Annotated in this window: 24 protein-coding genes; 11 read left to right on the forward strand and 13 right to left on the reverse strand. The window is 51.6% G+C overall.

Going from position 1 to position 21,086, the window contains the following annotated elements:
• Positions 1–194 precede the first annotated feature (194 nt).
• Entirely contained in the window at positions 195–407 is a 213-nt protein-coding gene (locus ACX1DY_RS18910) for a hypothetical protein (RefSeq protein WP_458965754.1), read from the forward strand.
• Positions 408–430: 23 nt separating this feature from the next.
• Positions 431–832 carry a VOC family protein gene (locus tag ACX1DY_RS18915; RefSeq protein WP_458965755.1) on the forward strand — a complete coding sequence of 134 codons (402 nt, stop codon included), beginning with the start codon at positions 431–433 and terminating at the stop codon, positions 830–832.
• Between the two features lie 109 nt (positions 833–941).
• Here the strand turns inward: ACX1DY_RS18915 and ACX1DY_RS18920 are convergent, their stop codons facing one another.
• Both ACX1DY_RS18920 and ACX1DY_RS18925 read right to left on the reverse strand, forming a co-directional pair.
• Positions 942–1,100 (reverse strand): hypothetical protein, encoded by a 159-nt coding sequence (locus ACX1DY_RS18920; protein WP_458965756.1) that lies wholly within the window; start codon positions 1,098–1,100, stop codon positions 942–944.
• A 193-nt stretch (positions 1,101–1,293) separates the two neighbouring features.
• A complete protein-coding gene (locus tag ACX1DY_RS18925) occupies positions 1,294–2,292 on the reverse strand; it encodes an aldo/keto reductase (protein WP_458965757.1) in 999 nt (332 codons plus the stop codon).
• A 193-nt stretch (positions 2,293–2,485) separates the two neighbouring features.
• Between ACX1DY_RS18925 and ACX1DY_RS18930 the strand changes: the two genes are divergently transcribed.
• Entirely contained in the window at positions 2,486–3,157 is a 672-nt protein-coding gene (locus ACX1DY_RS18930; protein WP_458965758.1) for a tetratricopeptide repeat protein, read from the forward strand.
• Positions 3,158–3,240: 83 nt separating this feature from the next.
• On the opposite strand, the gene ACX1DY_RS18935 is transcribed toward ACX1DY_RS18930, so the two are convergent.
• The 5 genes from ACX1DY_RS18935 to rpiA all read right to left on the reverse strand — a co-directional run bounded on the left by ACX1DY_RS18935 (position 3,241) and on the right by rpiA (position 8,667).
• Positions 3,241–6,399, reverse strand: a complete 3,159-nt coding sequence (locus ACX1DY_RS18935) for an MMPL family transporter (protein WP_458965759.1) — start codon at positions 6,397–6,399, stop codon at positions 3,241–3,243.
• A complete protein-coding gene (locus tag ACX1DY_RS18940) occupies positions 6,396–6,848 on the reverse strand; it encodes a MarR family winged helix-turn-helix transcriptional regulator (protein WP_458965760.1) in 453 nt (150 codons plus the stop codon). The genes ACX1DY_RS18935 and ACX1DY_RS18940 overlap by 4 nt, the downstream gene beginning before the upstream one ends.
• Positions 6,849–6,996: 148 nt before the next feature.
• A complete protein-coding gene (locus tag ACX1DY_RS18945) occupies positions 6,997–7,437 on the reverse strand; it encodes a GNAT family N-acetyltransferase (protein ID WP_458965761.1) in 441 nt (146 codons plus the stop codon).
• Positions 7,438–7,490: 53 nt separating this feature from the next.
• On the reverse strand, positions 7,491–7,910 hold the full coding sequence (locus ACX1DY_RS18950) for a VanZ family protein (RefSeq protein WP_458965762.1): 420 nt from the start codon (positions 7,908–7,910) through the stop codon (positions 7,491–7,493).
• Between the two features lie 76 nt (positions 7,911–7,986).
• A complete protein-coding gene (gene rpiA / locus ACX1DY_RS18955; RefSeq protein WP_458965927.1) occupies positions 7,987–8,667 on the reverse strand; it encodes a ribose-5-phosphate isomerase RpiA in 681 nt (226 codons plus the stop codon).
• A gap of 85 nt (positions 8,668–8,752) precedes the next feature.
• Here rpiA and ACX1DY_RS18960 point away from each other — a divergent pair, with 85 nt between their 5' ends.
• Positions 8,753–8,950 carry a hypothetical protein gene (locus tag ACX1DY_RS18960; protein ID WP_458965763.1) on the forward strand — a complete coding sequence of 66 codons (198 nt, stop codon included), beginning with the start codon at positions 8,753–8,755 and terminating at the stop codon, positions 8,948–8,950.
• A 6-nt stretch (positions 8,951–8,956) separates the two neighbouring features.
• On the opposite strand, the gene ACX1DY_RS18965 is transcribed toward ACX1DY_RS18960, so the two are convergent.
• Positions 8,957–9,433, reverse strand: coding sequence for a GNAT family N-acetyltransferase (locus tag ACX1DY_RS18965; protein WP_458965764.1), 477 nt, complete (start codon positions 9,431–9,433; stop codon positions 8,957–8,959).
• Positions 9,434–9,502: 69 nt separating this feature from the next.
• Positions 9,503–9,970, reverse strand: a complete 468-nt coding sequence (locus ACX1DY_RS18970) for a hypothetical protein (protein ID WP_458965765.1) — start codon at positions 9,968–9,970, stop codon at positions 9,503–9,505.
• Between the two features lie 228 nt (positions 9,971–10,198).
• Here ACX1DY_RS18970 and fsa point away from each other — a divergent pair, with 228 nt between their 5' ends.
• The 3 genes from fsa (at position 10,199) to ACX1DY_RS18985 (ending at position 12,651) form a co-directional block, all read left to right on the forward strand.
• Entirely contained in the window at positions 10,199–10,846 is a 648-nt protein-coding gene (gene fsa / locus ACX1DY_RS18975; RefSeq protein ID WP_019911390.1) for a fructose-6-phosphate aldolase, read from the forward strand.
• Positions 10,847–10,974: 128 nt separating this feature from the next.
• Positions 10,975–11,418: a MarR family winged helix-turn-helix transcriptional regulator gene (locus ACX1DY_RS18980; protein WP_458965766.1), complete on the forward strand. Its 444-nt coding sequence runs from the start codon at positions 10,975–10,977 to the stop codon at positions 11,416–11,418.
• A gap of 12 nt (positions 11,419–11,430) precedes the next feature.
• Positions 11,431–12,651: an MFS transporter gene (locus ACX1DY_RS18985; protein WP_458965767.1), complete on the forward strand. Its 1,221-nt coding sequence runs from the start codon at positions 11,431–11,433 to the stop codon at positions 12,649–12,651.
• Here the strand turns inward: ACX1DY_RS18985 and helD are convergent.
• A complete protein-coding gene (gene helD / locus ACX1DY_RS18990; RefSeq protein WP_458965768.1) occupies positions 12,594–14,951 on the reverse strand; it encodes an RNA polymerase recycling motor HelD in 2,358 nt (785 codons plus the stop codon). The genes ACX1DY_RS18985 and helD overlap by 58 nt on opposite strands.
• A gap of 14 nt (positions 14,952–14,965) precedes the next feature.
• Positions 14,966–15,997 (reverse strand): FUSC family protein, encoded by a 1,032-nt coding sequence (locus ACX1DY_RS18995; RefSeq protein WP_458965769.1) that lies wholly within the window; start codon positions 15,995–15,997, stop codon positions 14,966–14,968.
• A gap of 125 nt (positions 15,998–16,122) precedes the next feature.
• On the opposite strand from ACX1DY_RS18995, the gene ACX1DY_RS19000 reads away from it, so the two are divergent.
• Positions 16,123–16,614 (forward strand): hypothetical protein, encoded by a 492-nt coding sequence (locus ACX1DY_RS19000; protein WP_458965770.1) that lies wholly within the window; start codon positions 16,123–16,125, stop codon positions 16,612–16,614.
• Positions 16,615–16,694: 80 nt separating this feature from the next.
• Here the strand turns inward: ACX1DY_RS19000 and ACX1DY_RS19005 are convergent, their stop codons facing one another.
• Positions 16,695–17,345: a phosphatase PAP2 family protein gene (locus tag ACX1DY_RS19005; RefSeq protein ID WP_458965771.1), complete on the reverse strand. Its 651-nt coding sequence runs from the start codon at positions 17,343–17,345 to the stop codon at positions 16,695–16,697.
• A gap of 111 nt (positions 17,346–17,456) precedes the next feature.
• Here ACX1DY_RS19005 and hfq point away from each other — a divergent pair, with 111 nt between their 5' ends.
• Complete coding sequence (gene hfq / locus ACX1DY_RS19010) at positions 17,457–17,678, forward strand: RNA chaperone Hfq (protein ID WP_019911399.1); 222 nt, start codon at positions 17,457–17,459, stop codon at positions 17,676–17,678.
• 223 nt (positions 17,679–17,901) lie between these two features.
• On the opposite strand, the gene ACX1DY_RS19015 is transcribed toward hfq, so the two are convergent.
• On the reverse strand, positions 17,902–19,017 hold the full coding sequence (locus tag ACX1DY_RS19015) for a lactonase family protein (RefSeq protein WP_458965772.1): 1,116 nt from the start codon (positions 19,015–19,017) through the stop codon (positions 17,902–17,904).
• A gap of 193 nt (positions 19,018–19,210) precedes the next feature.
• Between ACX1DY_RS19015 and ACX1DY_RS19020 the strand changes: the two genes are divergently transcribed.
• On the forward strand, positions 19,211–19,546 hold the full coding sequence (locus tag ACX1DY_RS19020; RefSeq protein ID WP_458965773.1) for a LytTR family transcriptional regulator DNA-binding domain-containing protein: 336 nt from the start codon (positions 19,211–19,213) through the stop codon (positions 19,544–19,546).
• A 267-nt stretch (positions 19,547–19,813) separates the two neighbouring features.
• On the forward strand, positions 19,814–21,028 hold the full coding sequence (locus ACX1DY_RS19025) for a foldase protein PrsA (RefSeq protein ID WP_458965774.1): 1,215 nt from the start codon (positions 19,814–19,816) through the stop codon (positions 21,026–21,028).
• The last annotated feature ends 58 nt before the right edge of the window (positions 21,029–21,086 follow it).

Raw genomic sequence — 21,086 nt, forward strand, 5'->3', positions numbered from 1 at the left:
CCTCCAGTCTCCCCGGCATCTGGATTTCTCTGCTGCACACAGGTATACTATTTTTAAATATAAGAAAGTATAAGTTTCACCCTATACTTTGTCCTTATATTTCTCGCTGAAACGGATACCGTCCTTTTAAGGACGGCGTAGCCGTTTCTACTTGTTTACAGACTTCATTTATTATGCAAAAGGAGCGTACATCCATGCCTATCAACCGCCCATTACTGACGGATAGTGATCTGCAGGAGGCCGTAGACCGCAAGCTGCCGGTACGGGTCTTCCAGGATGATCATCTGGTGAATTCAGGGGCCACCGTTGTCCGCTTCACGGATTCGGAGGTTGTTATCCAGTCACGGGTCAGTGATTTGACCTACTACTCACGCCAGAGCTGCCAGTTCTATGAAGTCAGACCCTAGCGAAACGGAGTGAATACTGCTTGGTGAACCCATTCGTAAAGAGCATTGCCACACTTGAAATTCCTGTCACCCTGATTGAGCAAGCCACCGAGTGGTACGTGAAGTTTCTGGGCGTGCAGATTCAACATGAGTCCGGCCACGATGCAATGCTTCAGCTCCCGGGCGCTCCCGGTGCTCCGCAACTGTATCTTGTAGCTGCCGGCGATCAGACAGAGCGGCTGTTCTTCCAGAACGGCAATACCGGCACAACCCACGGAATCATTGATTTCTATACGCCGGAGCTGGAGAGCTTTCATCATTATCTTATTGAAAACGGGGTAACTGTAACCGGCATTCATTATTTTAACGGCAGTGACGGGTTCGGCGGCTTCGGCTTCAGCGATCCCGACGGCAATCATTTTGGAGCAACCAATCTGGACAATTAAGGAGAAATAGCTCCTTATATCCGCACCAAGAAGCCGGACAATGGACCACAAGGTCGAATTGTCCGGCTTCTATCTTTTTATACCATTATAAGCTCCATAGGCTACTTCGCTATTTCTTCTTTTCGCTAGATGCCTTCAGCTTCTCATTCAGCACATCCTGAAAGCTCAGCGTCTTGTCACCGGATATTTGCGGCTTAGCATCGGCCACGGGCTGAGGTCTGAAATAATGATGATTGAAAGCCATAAGATTATGTACCGTCATATTCATATCAATTCAACCTCCTTCGTAGTATCCACAAATTTTGCGTATCTGCGCAGCGTCTTATTTCCTATATACCCCGCTTCGGCCCATCCTAAACAGTTTTTTGCACATCAATGCTCACAACCTCCGGCCCGCATAACGGGACGGAGGTTGTGAGCATACCATTTGTATTTACATTATGATTAGGGCATGAGTTCATCTATTTCAGCGCTGACCAGGAGGCTCCATTCAGATGCTCCAGCTCATCCTGGGTCAGCCGGAAGCTCATTGCCCCAATGTTCTCCCGGGCATGACGGACCTTGGAAGCGCCCGGGATGGCAACCACCGTATCTCCGTTGTAATGAATCAGCCAGTTCAGGGCAATCTGGCCGGGGGTAACCGCATATTTATCGGCGAGCACCGTCAAGCTGTCAATCAAGGGCTTGCTGCGGGCCATACTGTTATCGTCAAGACCGGATTGCATCCGCCGTACACGGGAAACGGCCCGGATCTGTGCAGGGTCCTTGTGGAAGCGCCCGGTCAGAATTCCTTGCTGGAGCGGAGAATAGGCAATAATTGAAATGCCCAGCTCTTTTGCCGCCGCCATAGTTCCGTTCCGGTCTATTTTGCGGTCCAGCAGATTGTACTTCACCTGATTGGAGACAAGACTCAGATCATATTGCCGCAGCAGCCTGTGCGCCTCCGTCATCTGCTTCGCCGAATAATTGCTGACGCCGACGTAGCGGATTTTACCCGCCTTCACCAGTCCTGCCATCGCCTTCATCTCACTGGCAATCGAAGATAAGGAGAAGGGCTGATGAATCTGATACAGATCAATATCCCGCCCGCCGAGGTGGCGGATGCGCTCATCAATCGTGGAGGTTATGGAGCTTGCAGTGCGCATGAGCGGCCACCACTTGGTGGCAATCAAAGGGGTCGCATGGGGGCTGCCCTCCTTCTTCAGTTGATCCAGCACATGGGCCAGCGCTTCCTCTGATTTTCCCCCTCCGTAAATCTCTGCCGTATCGACCCAGTTCATACCGCCTTCCAGGCTTGCCCGCACAATCTCCAGAATGTCCGATTCGTCCAGGTTGCTCCAGTACCGGCCAACGATGCCTTTCCCCCGGCTGAATTGCCAGCATCCCAGACCAAGCGGTGAAACGGACAATGAGGAATGTCCCAACGGACGCAAGCTTGCTTTTGCCAATTCAGACTCCATAAATCATCCTTCTCTCCAAGATATAGTAACCACAGCTTAATTCCTGACCCACCGGGTGTCAATTCAGTGAGCCTTTAGACTTCTGTACAAAAAATAGCAATCAGAAATAAAGGATGATATGGTATAATTACCCTGCCCCGCTGCTCCAACAAAATTAGTGATTTCGGAAACACAATCATAACGGAGGGAAGTCATGTTAAAATTTTTTGGTTTCTTACTGCTATACCGTCTGGTAGGCAACCCTTTTCTTGCGATCATTATCCTGCTCGTTATCTTGTATTTCCTGGACCGCCGATATGTCGGCCTATTCCCGAGCTTCACCAAGCCGTTCCGCCGAAGCCGGCAAATTTCCAAATTGCGGACTACCATTTCACTGAATCCGAACGATGTGTCGGCCAAATTCGATTTGGCAAGACTGCTTACAGAACGCAAGCGTTATACAGAATCCAAGGAGCTTCTTGTGCAAATCGCTGACCGTTATGAGCAATCCGCCGAATACTGGGTGGAGCTCGGGTTTGTAAATCTCAAGCTGGGCCAGCTTGCCGAAGGGGAAGCGCAGATGCTGCAAGGTCTGGATATTAACCGCAAAGCCCAATATGGCCAGCCTTATCTGCGTCTTGCCGAAACCTTCCGCAACATTGACCATGATAAAGCTCTACATTATGTAGGTCAGTTTCAGGAAATCCAATCTTCCTCCAGTGAAGCCTACTACTTGGCCGGTTCCATGTATAAGGCACTGGGCAGAGATGAAGATGCCAAACGCGCTTTTGCCGAATCGACGGCGGTTTACCGCTCACTGCCCAAATACAAGAAACGCCAGGAACGCGGCTGGGCGCTGCGCAGCTATTTTGCGAAGCTGCGCTAGATTTGCTGCTACATAGCTCTATAAGCAAAAAAACCTCCGGTTCTGCACGTACACATGTGCACCGGAGGTTCTTTAGTGTTCAATTACATATCCAGCGTTTTCGGCTTGTCATCAGAGGCTGATCCGCTGAACGGCCACCAGTTGGCCCGGCCGAACATCCGCACCATAACCGGCACGAAGAACGGCAGGAATACCAGAGCGTACAGCGCAAGACCGGACAGCACCACTGTAGCGATCTGCATCATGGACAGCACCCCGGAAGGAAACATGGAGGCAAAGGTTCCGCCCAGAATGACTACGGCTGACAGAATTACCGTACCCATGTTGCGCATGGCGTGCAGGATGGCCTCACGTACATCCCAGGTTTTGTTCTCATTGAAGCGGTCCATCAGGAAGATGCTGTAATCCACCCCGAGCGCGATCAGCATCACGAAGCTGAAGAATGGCGTGGTCCAGGTGATCCCGGAATAATCCAGCATGTGAACAAAGATTGCCTCAGTGATCCCAAGCGCACTAAAATAAGTAATCAAAAGTGAGATGATCAGATACAGCGGCATAATAATCGAACGCAAGAGCAGTACCAGGATGATGAAAATTCCGCCGAGCATCAGGACAACGGTCCGTGTATAATCCTCGTTGGATATTTTCTTCAAATCGCTGAAGGTGCTGCTCACACCGCTGATAGCCGTTTCGGCATTTTCCAGCTTCGTGCCTTTGACGGCGCGGTCTACCGCCGCCTGGACCCCCTCGATGCTGTTAATCGCCTTCTCGCTGTAAGGATTCGCAGCGAATACCACATCCAGCGTCATTACCTTCCGGTCACCGGATAGATAATTATCGAATACCCGCTGCAGGTCAGCCGCTTTCATGGCTTGCTCCGGCACCAGGAAGCCGCTCAGCTCATCGTCCTTGGCGTTCTGAATCTGCTTGAGGTAATCCTGTGCGGAATTAAGGCCGCCCGTGATCTGCTTGAGGCCGTCGGCACTGTCGCTGAGTCCATCGGTCAACTGGCCGAGCTGACCGGTTAGCTGGCCGAAGCCGTCTGCCAGCTTCTGTTGCCCTCCCTGCAGCTCATTCAGTCCTCCGGAAATGGCCGGAATCTTGTCAACAATCTGGCCTTGGCCCGCTGCCGCCTGCTTTAGGCCGGATTGCAGCTGGGCGATTCCCGCCACCAGCTTATCAAGACCTTGGGCCAGCGCGGTCTGTCCGGCAGCCGCTTTGGCGTAGCCGGCATTCGCCTCGTTTAGCCCTGCTGCAGCTCCCCCCAGCTGTCCGGAGATTTGGCCGAGGCCTCCGGCAAGCTTCGCGGCTCCCGTGCCGCTCTGCGTTACGGTGCCTTTGATCGTCTGGTAGTTCACATCCTGCAGGAGATCAGGATGCGACGCTTCCAGACCGGTAAAGGAAGCATCCAGGCCTTGCAGTGCGGCTGCAACCCCTTGAAGCTGGGTCTGCAATTGCCCCAGCCCTCCGTCCAGCGCGGTCAGGCCTGCACCAATCTTCTTGTAGCCTACCAGCAGCGCTGCATTGGCATCGGCCAGCTTCTTGGCGCTGGCTGCTGCCTGGGCCAGACCGGCTTTTATCTCTCCGGCACCTGCGGAGCCGCTATTGATGCCTTTCTCGATACGCGAGAGGCCGCCGCCCAGGGCTTCGATGCCTTTTTTCAGCTCAGCCGTACCTTCTGTCAGCTTCGCGCTGCCCGATACGGCCTCGTTCAGCTTCGGCTCATTTCCCTTAAGCTGCTTGCTTGCCTCTTCAAGCCCCGACTGAATCTTGGTCAGCCCTTCATTACTCTTACTCAGCCCGTCAGTGAGCGTAGCCACTTGAGTCGGGATCAGGAAATCATTGATTTGCTCCCCGGTTGGACGCGACATGCTGCGCACTGCTTTGACGCCATCCACCTTTTCCAGCTCACGGCTGATTTTCTCCGCAAGTCCCATATATTCCGAAGTGTCCATGCGGTCATCGTTTTTAATCACGATTTTGCCGGGCATGGATTCACCTGGGCCGAAGCTTTCGGAGATAATATTGAAGCCTTTAACCGAAGCATAGTTCGAGCCGATTTCATCCATGTTGTTAAAAGACAGCTTGCCGCTGTAGGTAAATAGAAACGGTACAACGATCACCGCAACAATCAGCAGCGCGGCCCAAGGTCTTTTCAGGGAAAAGGAGCCTGCCGCCCCCCAAATCCGGCTCTCGCTGTGCTCCAGTTTGCCGCGTGACGGCCAGAACAGCTTTTTACCCAATAACGCCATAAAGAAAGGCACCACGGTAACAAGTGCGAGCAGCATCACAGCTATTCCTACAGCCACTGCCACCGCCGAACGGTAGAGCATGAATTTGGACAGCCCGATCGCCAGGAAGCCGACAAATACGGCAAGCCCGGAGTAGAACACTGTGCCGCCCGCCTTGCGGTAAGTAGCAATTATGGCGCTCTTGGTGTCTTCAGCGGTAGCCAGCTCTTCCTTGAACCGGCTGATCAGCAGAATGCAGTAATCCGTCCCTATCCCGAACATTACGGCCACCATAAAAATTTGCGTAAACGTCGATAAAGGAAAATCATAGCGGTCCACCAGGAAGGCCACCACGGATTGTGACACAATATAGCTCAGTCCCACGGTCAATAGCGGCACAAACGGCGCTACGAACGAACGGAACACGATGAACAGAATCAGCAATATAAAGATAACAGTAATGTATTCCGATTTCTTCAGTCCGGCTTCCGAGCTGACAATCGTATCCTCTGTGATCAGCCCTTCACTGGTCAGATAGTGATCAGCGCTCACACCGCTCAGCAGCTCATTCACCTGATCCGGCAGCTTTTTGACAGCTTCATCCCCGCCTTTGACCATCAGCGCAGCCATTAACGTCTTGCCGTCCTTGGCAATCAGCGTGTCCTTCAATTCCTCTTGGGAAAAAGGATCGGTAATCGAGTCGATCTCCAGCGCATCCTTCTGCGCCGCAAGCTTCTCAATCCCCTGCTTAATGCTCGCTGTATCTTCAGCGGTAAGGCCGCCCGGCTTGTTAAATACAAGCGCAACCTGGTGCAGGGTTTCCCCGCCTTTGGCATTGGCCACTTCCCTCATAATTTCAGCAGCTCTTGTAGAGCTATAGCCGTCCGGAACACTGATTTGCCCTTTCTCACGCACCAGATCGGACATGGCCGGAGCGTTCAAAAATAAAACAACCGCTGCGGCGATCCACACGGCAATAATAGCCCATCTTGCTTTAAGTATGGTCTTCAATTCGCTTTACCTCCCGTTTCCTGCATTAGAAATGCCAGCCTCTCAAACATCGCAATGAACTTCTCGATATCCGGCTTATTGAAATGGGCAAAATATGGGGAGATGATCTCATGGACCTGTTTCTCCGCGGTGTGATATCTGCTTCTGCCCTTGTCTGTCAGTGACAGATACACCTGGCGGCGGTCACTTTCGTCACGGGTCCGTTCAATCAGTTCGGCTTCTACCAGCCTGTTGATAATCGCGGTAATCGAGCTTTTTCCTACTGCTACAGCTTCCGCCAGAAAAGTTGAAGTACAAGGCTCCTGGCTGTTAATCAGCCGCAGGATCTGAAACTGGTCGTTGGTCAAGCCCTCGGTCATACTCTCCCTGATCTGTGCCTGAATTTGGCGGGTCACTATCATATAAGCGTCCACATAGCGGTCAATCCAAAGCTGTATCTCCTTGTTCAAAGGGTGCACCTCCTTTTGTGAAAAATAGTTCATGTATAGAATAGTTTCACAGTAAAACTATATGGTTTGCCACTGTAAAAGTCAATTAGTTTTCTGAAAAAAAGCCACTCCGCATCTATATGCGAAATGGCTCATATTACATTCCCTTTTATTCTTCGTCCTCGACTTCCTCGACCTCATACACGCAGCGGAACATTTCGATTCCAGCAGGATTCTCTCCAAGACTGTATACCATGAATCCCAGATTACGGTAAAAGTCCGCGGCTATCTCGTCCTCCGTCTCTGCCAGCAAATACCGCGGATTTCTCGCCGCCAGCAGCTCCAGAATCATACCGCGAGCGTAGCCTTTTCCTCTATTCTCCGGAAGAACGGCAATGTGGCGGATTTCAAGAGAGCCGTCCTCGGTTTCTTCAAAGCCCACCAGTCCCACCAGCAGCCCCTCTTCTTCCCAGCCGCAGAGCTGCTGTGCCGCCTTGCTGCCATATTCGGCTGAAGCACGCCACAGCGCATCCGGCTCATCAATTACGGCATAGCTCAGAAGCTCCTTTACTTCATCCGTCTCTATATGTTGCTTCAGATCAACAAGCATATTTATCTGTTCTCCTTCACTATAGCTATCCAACATTTGATCACGATGCCAGCTTACCTTTTAAAGATTCGGGCATGTGCAATTATCAAAAGCAAACCGTACCCAATACACACTCCCAGCAAATTAAGCAGCAAATCGTCGATGTCAAAGCTGCCGACGCGCAGCAGCATCTGCATGGTCTCAAGCACCAGAATACCCGGAATCGCGAGAAGCGCCAGCCGGATAAAGGATTGCAGATGCCGTATCAGCAAGGGCAGCAGCAGGCCGTAAGGAGCAAATACTGCTACGTTGCCCAGCAAATTTATCAGCCTCATGGAAAAGGACACTCCATTACCCAGATCAAAGTACAAGCGCACGGTTCTCAGCGGTACAAGGTTATACTGGAGCGGTCCCTCTGTATGTACGGTTCGTCCAAACCCGAGAAACATCCAGTAGACAAGTGTGGCGGTGTAGACAATCAGCAGAACCGCCACAAGTCCCTTCCAAATCCCGCGCGGCTGCACAATTCGCGCCTTAGTCCGAGTCCCTGCGCCTCTTCGCTTCGCTGAGCTAGAGATTGCTCTCACGCTTTACAATTTCAATGCTGCCGTCTTGTTTCGCTATAATTGCCAGGTCAGCAATACCGATGAACAGCCCATGCTCTACAACTCCGGTGATGCTCTGCAGGGATAGGGCCAGCTCAGGAGCCGAGGCAATCACTCCAAAACGGCAATCCGCGATATAATTCCCGTTATCCGTCTTATACAGCTCATCCCCGCTGCGCCGGAGCTCTACTTTGCAGCCCAGCTTGGTCAGCTCGGCAACCGTCCATTCCCAAGCAAAGGGGACGATTTCCACCGGCAACGGAAATTTGCCAAGTGTACCTACGGCTTTACTCTCATCAGCAATCACAATCATCCGCGTGCTGTTGCGGGCAACAATTTTTTCACGCAGCAGGGCGCCGCCTCCGCCCTTAATGAGCTGCAGCTCCTGATCAAGCTCATCCGCTCCGTCAATCGTCAGGTCCAGACCGTCAATATCGCCGAAGGCAACCAGCGGAATGCCCAGCTCACGGGCCTGCTCCTCCGACGCCTGCGAGGTTGCGACAGCCGTGATCTTCAGCCCCGCCTTCACCCGCTCGCCCAGCTTGCGGATTGCATAGTACGCCGTTGAGCCGGTACCCAGACCGACCTTCATGCCATCCTCCACATACTCCACCGCTTTTTCCGCTGCAAGCTGTTTCACATTGATACTCATTTTATTACCCCCATATTATCCGTTATAATGTTCCAAGTAGAAGAGCTAGATGCCAACAAACCGCCAGGAGGAATCCAAGATGAGAACCGAACACCAGATCCAAGCCAAAATCAATGAACTGACACTCCAGCGCAGATCCTTGGAGTCCCGTCTGGCTCCGCTGGCTGCAGACAATCCGCAGCGGGAACCGCTGAATGCCCAGCTTACCCGGCTCGAGGATATGATCCTGATGCTGGAATGGGTGCTGAACGCGCCCACCGGCAAATATCACGCTTAGTATGCTTCAGATCAACATTTTACCGTAACATAGGCTGTCGGGATCGCCTATGTAAGGACCGAACAATTCAATCGGCCGGTAGCCGTGCTTCTCATAGAGCGCTATCGCTTCCGGCTGTTTGATGCCTGTCTCCAGTCTAATCTCTCCGCAGCCCGCTGCTTTAGCTTTCTGTTCCAGGTTCAGCAGCATTTTGTTCGCAATCCCCCGCTTGCGGGTATCCGGGTCCACGTAGAACCGCTTCAATTCCATTACAGCATGGTCTGGAGCAAGAGGACGCAACCCTCCGCAGCCTACAGGCTTGTCTTCCAAATAAGCGACCACGAAGATCATTTCCCGCACCTTCGGATCGGAGAAATCAACAACATAAATGGTCTCATGCGGATACCGTGATTTCAGCTCGACATCCAGACGTTCGATTAACGCCCGCAAATCCCGGTTCTCGGGATCAACCACCACAAAATTCACATCCGCACCGGTTGCCATACTTTCTCCTCCATATCATCCTTTTATTCTCGCAATCATTATAAATAGGGCTGAAACTCTGGCATGCTGTTAATAAAGACTAGCATGTTCGGTTTCCTCCTTCACCGCAGCTTCAAGCCGGGTGATCAGCTCCTTCTCCCCCTTGCGGACCGCCTTGTCCGGGAAAGAAGCAGGCATAATCCGCTCACCGCGCAGTGCAGCCTGACGAATGCTGCCCAGCATCCAGCTCTGCGCGCCCGAAAGCGCCATCTCACCGCTGCCGGCCGGAACACGGCACAGCGCAATCGTCTTATCGGCTTCTCCTGCGGAGATCCCTCCATCCGCCTCCGAACGTACAGTGAACTGAAACAAGGGGACGGCTTCCGCCCGCTCTTCATTGTCCGCGAAGGACTGATGGTAGACGGAGTACATTAAACTGCTGATACGCCCGGCGGATTCCTCGGCCTCTTGCCTTGAGAGCAGCTTACTGTTCTGGAAGGCTATGATTCCGGCAGCAAGCAGCAGAAACAGAACAGCCCCCGCAAATAACATCATCATTCCAATCACCTGTCATTTCACAATATAGGCAACACCGCTTCTATATTATCACGTAGAGAACACACCGGGGAATGGGCCAAACTAGCAGATCATAACTTTTTCGGCGCATTCTATAAAGTTATTTTGAAATATTCATATTAACAGTTGAAACTTCAGGCAGCATGATTCATAATGAAGTCGTGCATACTGTTTGTCAATCCATATGAAACCAAGGGAGGATACCACGAAATGAAGTTTTTCTTGGATACCGGAAATATTGAAGAAATCAAACGTATTACCCGCCTCGGATTAGTGGATGGCGTTACGACGAACCCGTCGCTGATTGCCAAAGAAGGCAGACTGTTCAAAGACGTAATCAAAGAAATCGTTGCAATTGTGCCGGGTCCGGTCAGCGCAGAGGTTATTGGCCTGAAAGCCGAAGAAATGCTCAAGGAAGCTTACGAAATCGCCGAATGGGCACCAAATGTCGTGATCAAGCTCCCGATGACCGAAGATGGTCTGGAAGCCTGCTATGAATTAACCAAAAAAGGCATCAAAACCAACGTTACCCTAATCTTCTCCGCAGCTCAAGGCCTGATGGCCGCCAAAGCAGGCGCTACTTATATTAGCCCATTCGTTGGGCGTCTGGATGATATCGGCGTTGACGGCATGAAGCTGATCTCCGATCTGAAGACGATTCTGACCAACTACGGCCTGAAATCGGAAATTATCGCCGCCAGCATCCGCAATATTGCCCATGTGGAGCAAGCAGCCATTGCCGGCGCACATATCGCCACAATTCCAGGCTCGCTGCTGCCTTCCCTCTGGAAGCACCCGCTGACAGATAACGGCATCGAACGTTTCCTGAAAGACTGGGAAAAAGTGCCGCAAGCCTAAGAACATTCAGCTATATCTATCAAGCTTCTCTCTGCATCTGTGGAGAGAAGCTTTTTTTGCTTTGCATTGACCAATTTACTTGTCTTAATTATAATTGTCATGACAAGTATTTTGAAAGGAGAATGCTTATGCCCCGTCTCTCGCCTCAGCAATTCCTTGGGTTTCTGCTGGGCTCGACCCACCGGAGGATTGCCAATAGTTTTGCCCGGGTGCTGAAGCCCTACGACATTACCCCTGAACAATGGTCCACTCTCCTCATAATCTGTGGCCGTGAAGGCATCAATCAGAAGGAGCTTGCAGCCGAGGCCGCCAAGGACCAGCCGACAACCGCCCGAATTGTAGAATTGCTGCAGAAAAAAGGCTTTATCCTAAAAACGATGAGTCCCACGGACCGCCGTGCTTTTCAGCTCTATGCCACAGATGAAGGGAAAGCGCTGATTGACAGCACTTTGTCCCTGGAGCAACAGGCCGTTGCAGCAGCCGTTAAAGGGCTGAATCCGGAACAGCTTGAAGAACTCCGCAGTATGCTGGAACTGATCTATAACAACACCGGAAATTCAACACATGAATAGGAGAAGAACCACTTGAATCAATCATCTGAACGACTATGGACCCAATCATTTATCATTCTAACCCTATGCAATCTGCTGCTGTTCACCGGTCTGCAGATGACCCTCTCTACACTCCCGGCTTATGCTGAAGGGGTGCTCCACGCTTCTTCCGTACAGGTTAGTCTTGTCACCAGTCTCTTCGCGCTAAGCGCCATTGCTTCCCGCCTCTTCTCAGCCAAGGCCTTAGAGCACGGCGGGCGCAATTTGCTGATCTTCCTTGGACTGGCAGTAATACTAGTTGCCGTAATCGGCTATTACTGGGCCGGAAGCATGCTTGTGTTCCTGCTGCTGCGCATGCTGTTCGGCATCGGCTTCGGCATGGCCAGCACCGCCTTTCCGACGATGGCCTCTGATATTATCCCTATCCGCCGGATGGGTGAGGGCATGGGCTATTTCGGATTGTCCACCAGTGTGGCGATGTCTGTCGGTCCGCTGATCGGACTCAGCCTGCTGCAAGGTCCAGGCTTTGTCTCGCTGCTGCTCTCTACTTCAGCGGCACTTGCGCTGATCTTTCCTCTGGGGTACCGCTTAAGCACGAAGCTGCCGGCACATCACAAAGAGCCCGCCGCAGCCAAGCTGCCGGAAACTAAGGGCGGAGCCTTCCGCAGACTGCTGATCCCTAGCCTGCTGAATTTCCTGCTCTCCATTTCCTACGGGGGGCTGCTCGGATTTCTGGCTCTTTACGGGGCCGAGGTTCACCTGGAGCACATCGCCTACTTCTTTATGTTCAATGTTATTGCTATTGTTATTGTGCGGCCGTTATCCGGTAAAATTTTCGACCGCTACGGTCCGGCGGCCCTGCTGATTCCCGGCAGCCTGTTCATCATTGGCGGCTTGCTGCTGCTCTCCTTCGCTACAACGACCTTCGCGCTTTTACCGGCGGCATTATGCTACGGTCTTGGCTTCGGCTCGATGCAGCCAGCACTGCAGACCTGGATGATCCAATCTGTGGAGCCGCGCCAGCGTGGAATGGCCAACGGCATGTTCTTCAACTCCCTGGACCTTGGAGTAGCGATTGGCTCCATGATACTGGGCTCAATCGCCCTTTATACCAGCTATGCTGCCATGTACCGTTACTCGGCGCTGGCTCCTGCATTGCTGCTTCTGATCTACAGCGCGATTCTGCTCGTTAAGCGTTACAGCGGCCGCACTCCCGCAGCCATAGACTCTCGGGCCGCCGCAGGCAGGAAGTGATTGGGCTGTCCCAGACTGTAAATATGCAGCAAATGCATCGCCCGTGTACAAGCCGTATAGAACAGCTTCCGCTCGCTTTCGCGGCCATATCTTTCTTCTGAGCCATCGTAAATAATGACGGCATCGAATTCTACGCCTTTGGCCAAGTATGCAGGAAGCACCAAAGTACCCTTTTGAAAATTAGGAGTATCCTTGGTAACCAGTCTCACCGGCAGGCTGTTCTGCAGCTTGGCATGTACACGTGCGCTCTCCTCCGCTGTTTTGCAGATCACTGCCACATAATGATAGCCTTGGGAATGCAAATCAAGCACATCCTGCTCCACCGAAGCCAGCAGCTTTTCCTCAGTGTCTACCACAGTCAGCAGGGGGGACTCTCCCCGCCGGTTGAACGGCACAATCTTCTCTCCTCCGGGAATCATTGCCCGCGTGAACTCTACGATCTCATAGGTGGAGCGGTAGCTGCGGGTCAATGAGACCACTTCCGTATTCTCCGCACCATAGATACTGACCAGTCCGGCCAGCTCGCCCAATACCTCGCCCTGGGCGTAGATCGCCTGATTCAGGTCGCCGAGCACGGTCATTTTGGCCCGCGGGAACAAGCGGCGCATGAACTCCAGCTGGAACGGGGAATAATCCTGCACTTCATCAACAATGACATGGCGGATCTGTGTATTAGTGCGGAAGCCTTGGCTTAATTCTTTTAGATATAGAAAAGGCGTGGCATCTTCATAGGCCAGCTCATTCATATTTAGAGACTCTACAGTTTGACTGCAAATATCATCCCAAGCCTCGGGAAGCTCCCTGCCGCTGTCCAGACTCTCCATAAGCTCACGGTCTTGAAAAAGCCGGCAGTACAGCGCTTTGACATCCACGAACCGTCCGCGTTTGGTCCAGCCGCGCAGCGGCTTCAGGCGCTGGCTGACGATATATCTGGCCAGCAGGCTTTTTTCGGTATCGAAATCATCAAAGCTCTCATTGTGCCCGCCGCCCTTGCGGCGCATCGTCTGGTAGGCGCGCTGATACTCGCTGGAGTCCAGCAGCTCGATTTGATCCTCCACCCAAGCGGCATTTCGTTCTTCCATGCTGAATGCAGCGATTTTTTTGAGCAGCCAGCCTGTCATCAGCTCTATCCGGTTCGCCAGCGTAATGTTGGCATCGTAGGAGTAGAACTGCCGTTCCATCTCTTCTTTGCCGACAACAGCCTGGCCTTGAAACATAAGGGGCTTAAAGAGCATTCCCTCACGCTCCAGCAGATTGACATAGCGGCGGATGACACTCAGGAACTGCACAGAGGATTTATAAGTAATCCCTTCGCGGCGCGTGGCAGCATCAGACCCTTCAGGCGCATTCAGCAGACTTTCGGTCTGGCTAAAGACATCCTCAAGCTGAAACTCCTGGCCCAGCCGGTGCTCCAGATACATCTGGAAGGTGGTCTGTTGCATATTTTCTTCACCAAGCTCGGGCAGAACAGTGGACACATAGCTGTTGAACAGCGGATTCGGCGAGAACAGCAGCATCTGATCGGCCTGCAGCACCTCGCGGTATTTGTAGAGAAGGTACGCCACGCGCTGCAGCGCCGCTGAGGTTTTCCCGCTGCCGGCAGCCCCCTGGACCACCAGCATCCGGCTTTTGTCATTGCGGATAATCGCGTTCTGCTCCTTCTGGATGGTCGCCACGATACTCTTCATCCGGTCATCTGCACTGTGGCTGAGCACCTGCTGGAGCAGCTCGTCACCTATGGTCACCCCTGTATCAAACATGACTTCTATATTGCCGTTGTCGATGACAAATTGGCGTTTCAGCTCCATCGTCCCGGTTACAAGACCGCCCGGTGTATCATATGCAGCCGGACCCGGCGCCCCATCGTAATACAGGCTTGAGATCGGCGCCCGCCAGTCGTAAATCAGGAAAGTACCATCGTCCTCCATCAGCGAACCGATGCCCAGATAGATCTTCTCCGCTTCTCCATCAGGGGCCTCCGAGAAATCAATCCGGCCGAAATAAGGCGATAACACCAGCTTTTTATATTTTTTAAGCGCTTTGCTCGACTGCAGATGATGGCGCTCACGTTCGTTCAGGATTTGGGACTGCTGCCGCAGACTTGTCGAGGTTTCCCCCAGATCATCCGGGCTGCTGAAGTTCACCGTAACCTCTTCCCAGAAATCCTTGCGCATATCCACAACATCGCTGCGGTGAAGACCAAGCTCCTCGGACAGCCGCCGGATATGGGCCGACAACAGCCTGGTGACCCCTGTTACCCGCTCCTGTTCCTCTATCCATTCACTATCATGTTTCTCCACTGCAATTCATCCCCTTAATCTTTTTCATTCGCCGGCAACCGGTTGATCTGGTCAGCCAGCTTGTCAAGGCGCTCGAGCTGATACCCGTAGTCATAGATCGCTGCCGCTACTACGGACAACCGCAACTGCCCAGATTTCTCAGCGTCATAGCTCTTGATTGCCTCCTCCAGAAAGCTGTCATTATCATTCCCCAGCGGATTAGTCTCACTCGCTCCCGGCTTCAGCTTGTTCTCGAATTTAAGCAGAATCGTCTCATGATATTTAATGAGCTGCTCCAAATGACGGTCGAACAGCTCATCCGTCCGTTCCGTCCGTTCTGCCTGGAAATAATGCCGGTCCACCGCCTCAAGCACCTCGAAGCCCTTCTGCAGGGAAGTGAGCAGATTCTTGTAGACAACCATTTGCCGGGTCTCGCTGAATTTAGCGCTCCCAAGCTGCTTCTGCTCTTCCTCGAACAAGGCGTATTTATCCGCAAGCGACTTGATGGAATCCTCCAGTGTTTTTTTCTCGTCGCGGAAGACACTTTCCTTCATTTCATGCGACACCGCCGTCCGCAGCAGCAGCGACAGGCTGCCAAAGACATTCTCAATCTGCTGGATATACTGCTTACGCGGCTTTGGCGGAAAAACAGTAATATTAATTATAAATGCAGCTACAATGCCCGTCATTGTAAGCAAAAAGCGGGTCAATGCAAACTGCCACTGCCCTGAGGCATCCATCACTGAAATGACGGTTACGAGCGTCAGGCCGATGGTATCGGCCCGTTTCAGCTTCATACTGATCATGATCACGAGGATACATACCAAACCGACCGCAATCGGCTTGTTGGACAGCAGCATTTCCCCCAGCAGAGCCAGAATTGCCCCCATTGTGCTGGTCAGAATCTGGTCCAAAAAATATCTCCACGATCTGTAAATGGAAGGCTGCATGGCAAAAATCGCCGCAATGGCCGCACCTGCCGGAGTAGGGAACTTCAGCAGAATGGATAAATAAAGGGCAAGTGTCACGGCCAATCCTGTTTTGAGTACGCGGGCGCCAAAGGCCAAATTATTACCCTCCTCGAAGTATGGTGAGCATAGGCTTCACTGAATTATGTATAGATTGATGTGATTCAGGTCATTTCTATACAGGTACAGACATATTTACCCATTACAGCAGACGAGGTGAATCTATGAGCAACCATATCACAAAAATAATTGTCGCAGCAATTCTGCTCGGCTTGGCGCAAGCTGCGTCTTTTGCAGAGAGTGCTGCCGGCAGATTACCTTCCGCTGCGCCGGATAAGGCGTTTCACGCTAAGTCGGAACACCGCCACCCTCCTGGCAAAGAGAGAGGCTTCCGGGCGGGAGGATATTTCATCCTTAACGAAACGTCCAAATTGCTCGAAATGGACCGTGCAGAGATTGTCCGCAGCCTGAAGTCGGGAAAAACTCTCTACACACTGGCCCGGGAGAAAAAAGGCTGGAGCGAGGAGCAGTACCTCCAGAAGCTTAGCGAAGCAGCAAGTCCCAGGCTTGAGGAAGCCATAAAGAATGGCCGTCTTACCCAAGCTGAAGCCAATAAGCTGAAGGAAGGGCTGCCCGCTCTGCTGAAGCTCAATATTAGCCATGCCGAGCAATTCCACGAATCCAAGACCTCAGAGAAGTCTGCAAAAACTCCTTGATGGATGCAGGCAAGCGGTGTATTCAGCCGTCTCAAAAGCATGCGGACACCCTGCGGGCTACTCGCGGGTATCCGCTTTTCTTATGCCAGCTTTAGCTTTCTGGAATTGCGGTAAGCCTCAAAAATAGTGATGCACAACATAAGCCAGGCTCCGCTGGCCGCATAGCCCCCAATGACATCGCTCGGGTAGTGCACCCCCAAATAGATGCGGCTCCAGCCGATGCCCCCCGTCATGAGAACTGTGAATACAATAAGTATGCTTCGTTCCCGTCTGTTCCGCATATGCCGCCAGAGCAAATAAGCAAGCACACCATACAGGGAAAAGGCAGCCATCGAATGGCCGCTTGGAAAGCTGTACCCCGCCTGTTCGATCAGCCGGTGAATACTCGGTCTTTCCCGGTGAAACCATCCCTTCATCATTGTATTCAGCAGCTGTGAGCCTAACCCGACCGCCAGGAACAACACCAGCTCAATACGGTGCTTCAGCACAAAAAAGAGCAGCGCCATCGCCAGCAGGGAAATCCCGACCGCCAGCTTGGAGGAGCCGACCAGGGACAATCCTTTCGCCAGTGAAGTGAGCGCAGGCGATTCCGCCGATTGTACAGCATGAATGATTGAGTTATCGAAAAACGCGATCCTGTCCAGCTTCACAAATACAGCAATCACCATAAAAGCTAGCATAAACCATAAAAAAAAGCGAAAACCTCTGGACCAGTATTGATTTTGCAACATAACTTCCCCCTTGTCTATGTCTAAGCCGCTTGAGCGTATTTTCAGAGTCGGGCTTCCCCGTGGTATAATGTTACATGAAGTCAATTTATAAAAAGATGGAGTGCTGCCATAGTGGAACCTCTAAAATTGCAGGAGCGCTTGTTGAATCAATGTATCTCAACCAAGGTTCCCGTGACGATCTTTACAACCAACGGAGTCAAAATGCAGGGACTTGTAACCTCTTATGATGCCTATACCATCACTTTGGAGGGCCAGGGCGACGGCAAACAGAATGTGCTTTTTAAATCAGCCGTGTCCACGGTTGTGCCGTTTAAACCCGTTTCACTCAAATGAATATGTCCGCTTAGCAAAAGGAACACCGAAGCGTTAGCCTCCGGTGTTCCTTTTGCTTGAAATATAAGGAATTCTACAGAGACGGGTTAGTAAGGATTATTGTGCAGCAGACATCCATGCCGCTCTTTCGCGGCACTTCAAACGATGATATTTCATAGAAGGCCCTCAATTTGGCTTCGCCAAATTCGAGGCTTCCATAACAATGTCCTCTGTTCGGACATCGTTATTTCAGGATAGACACCTTAAAGTATGCGGGCTTTACACATACCGGCTTGGATACCTCTGCCTCATTGCCTGTGAAGCTCAGCCGTCCGCTGTCCCGGTTAACGCTGAAGACCACCAGGTTATTGCCGTCACGGTTGGCCGCGATCAAATAGCCGCCGTCCGGGGTTAGAGCGAAATGGCGCGGATGACCGCCGCGTGTGGGTACATGCTCCACAAGTGTAAGCTGAGCGGTTTGCGGATCAACGGCATATACCACAATGCTGTCATGGCCGCGGTTAGAGCCGTACAGATAACGTCCATCCCCGGACAAGGCAATTTCAGCGCAGCCGTTATTTCCCGAATAACCTTCAGGCAGTGTAGATACGGTAGCCACCGTTGTCAGAGTACCCTCTGCGCTGTCATACAGGAAGGAAGTAACCGTGCTGTCCAATTCATTGATCACATATGCGGACTTGCTGTCCGGGTGGAATACGAAATGGCGCGGGCCTGCTCCCTCATGCAGCAGCGTGTCGCCCAGGGCTTCCAGCGTCTGCTGTTCCCGGTTAATCCGGTAGGTGCGGATCAAATCAAGACCAAGGTCGGAGACGAACAGAAATTTTTCATCCGGACTAAAAATAGCGGAATGCGGGTGAGGCTTGTCCTGCCCCGGAAGGTTTCTTTGACCCGTATGTACCGCAGTATCCGTCAAACGGACAGGCAGCCCCTCCTGATCAAGCTGCAGCAGGCCCACCAGCCCGCCGTGATAGCTGCATACAACAATATATTCATTGCCCGATTCTCTTGAAATATGGCAAGTCGTTGTTTGCGCCTTCCCCTCAGCAGGCATGGTTGCAATCCGCTTCAGCTCGGTCAGCTTGCCCGCCTGCGGATCAATGGCAAAGGAAATAATCTCGCCTTCCTTGCCCCCGTCTGCCCCCGGCTTCTCTCCAATAGCATGCAGCCGCAAGCCTTCAGCATCTACATTCACAAAGGTCGGATTCGTAAGGCCTTGGGCCGTATCCAGCAGTGTCAGCGTACCTCCAGCCTCTGCATTGAATTCAAACACCTGAACCCCGCTCTCCGCAGCGCTTGCGTAAGAGCCGGTAAATAACAGCAGTCTAGTATTTTCCTTCATCTCAGTAATCCTCCTCCACTAGTCATCAATTATTTCATCTTTATAATTTACATTTTTTCTGCGGCTATGACAAATCTAACGGAAAAATTGACACAAATTATTTCAAAAATTAGGCTTCTCAAAGCACTGATGTTGTGTTATAATGAAAGCGCTAACATTTTTGATTCAATTTTTTTATAAAGGGGGAACATGAATGAGCAGCCTGCTGGAAGCCAGAAATGTATATGAGGACTTCGAGGTGGAGACGGACATTCTGTTCTTTAAGGTCGGTGACCATGATTTGGTCATCTTTCACGGCAGAAACTATAACATTAAAAAAAGAATGACTGCCGAGCAATTAAACCGTTTAGTATCGAACGAAAGTTTTTATCATGTGTACGGGGGCTGTTATGTTAACCTTAACAAGATCAGCTCCATTGAGGACGATTGCATTTATTTCGGCGAAATGGGCCTTTATGCCAAGTCCGTCCGGGTTCCCAGACGGAAGCAGGAAGGCATACGCCATCTGTTGAGAGGCCTCAGCTCTTAAGCGGATACATATCCGCTTGTACGGGAGAGGCAGGATTCCCGCTCTCCTTCAAAGCCGGCAGCGTATGGGCGACCATACGCTGCCGGCTTTTTCCTTGCAAGACAGCTCACCTGCGCTTCACAGATACAAGCCGCCCGGCTTGTATCTTAAGGGAATCTTAAAAAGTAAATCCGCTTTTTTATACTTTCTTAAGGTTTGGAATCCTGATTTCTGGTAAAGTTGTAGAAAGACAGGCAACACCTATATTGAAGGGAGTCATTAATTATAATGGACAAAAAAGATTTCAATGAAAATGAACACCTGAACAACAATGAAGCACCGGAGGAGAGCAACACTTCCGATATCAATGAAGGAGCTACTTCCGAGCCCGAAGCTGTACCGGCAGCGGAAGAGGTAACTCCGCAGGAAGCTGTCGAGGTTTTCGAGGAAGCCGATGAAACAGCCCGCAATGAAAATGTGCCCGTTATGAACAGGATTGGAGACGGCACACCTCCCTCCACCCCATCTGCCAAAGGCGGCAAGGGCTGGATGGTCGCTTCGCTTGTTCTCGCTGCGGCCCTGATCGTTGTTCTAATCGTACGGCCTTTCCAAAAGGACGACAGCAAAATAGCCATTGCTACCGTGAATGGAACGGATATCACCAAAGAGCAGCTTTATGATAAATTGGTTGAAGCCGGTGGTAAATCCACTCTGCAGAACCTGATCACTACTACACTCGTTGACCAGGAAGCGAAGAAAGCCAATATCAAGGTAACAGACGCTGACATTGCGCAAGAGATTGAAGATCTGAAGGCCCAATTCGGCGGCGAAGAAGGTCTGAACAGCGCCCTTCAGCAAAGCTCCATGACGCTGGATGACCTGAAAAAGCAAATGCCGCTTCAGGTGGAAATCCGCAAGCTGATTGAACCTAAGGTTAAAATAACCGACGAAGATATTTCCAAATACTATAATGATAACAAGGCTTCCTTTAAGCAGGAAGAAGAAGTCCGCGCTTCCCATATTCTTGTAAAGACCAAAGAAGAAGCCGACGCCATTGTCAAGCAATTGAAAGAAGGAGCGGACTTTGCCACACTGGCCAAAGAAAAATCCGCTGATACCGGCTCCAAGGACAAAGGCGGCGATCTTAATTTCTTCAAAAAAGGTGATATGGTTGCCGAATTCTCCGATGCCGCCTTCAAGCTTAAGGTTGGCGAAACAAGTGGTGCAGTCAAAACCAATTACGGCTACCATGTAATCAAAGTAACCGACCGTAAAGAAGCCCATGAATATACGCTTGCCGAGAAGAAAGACGAAATCACCAAAACGCTGAAAGCGCAAAAGGTATCCGAAATGTCCGCCACTTGGCTGCAAGAGCTGACAGCCAAAGCCAAGATCACCAATTCGCTTACCGATGCGAAGACGGATGCATCCGCTTCTCCTGGCGCAAGCGCAGCTCCAGATGCCAGTGCTCCGGCAGCTAGTGAAGCTCCGGCCACCAAGTAAGACAGATCAGCGGGAACTTTATAACACGCACAAAAAAGAGACAGGCCGATAATCGCCT

It is taken from the genome of Paenibacillus sp. BAC0078 (assembly GCF_054483875.1).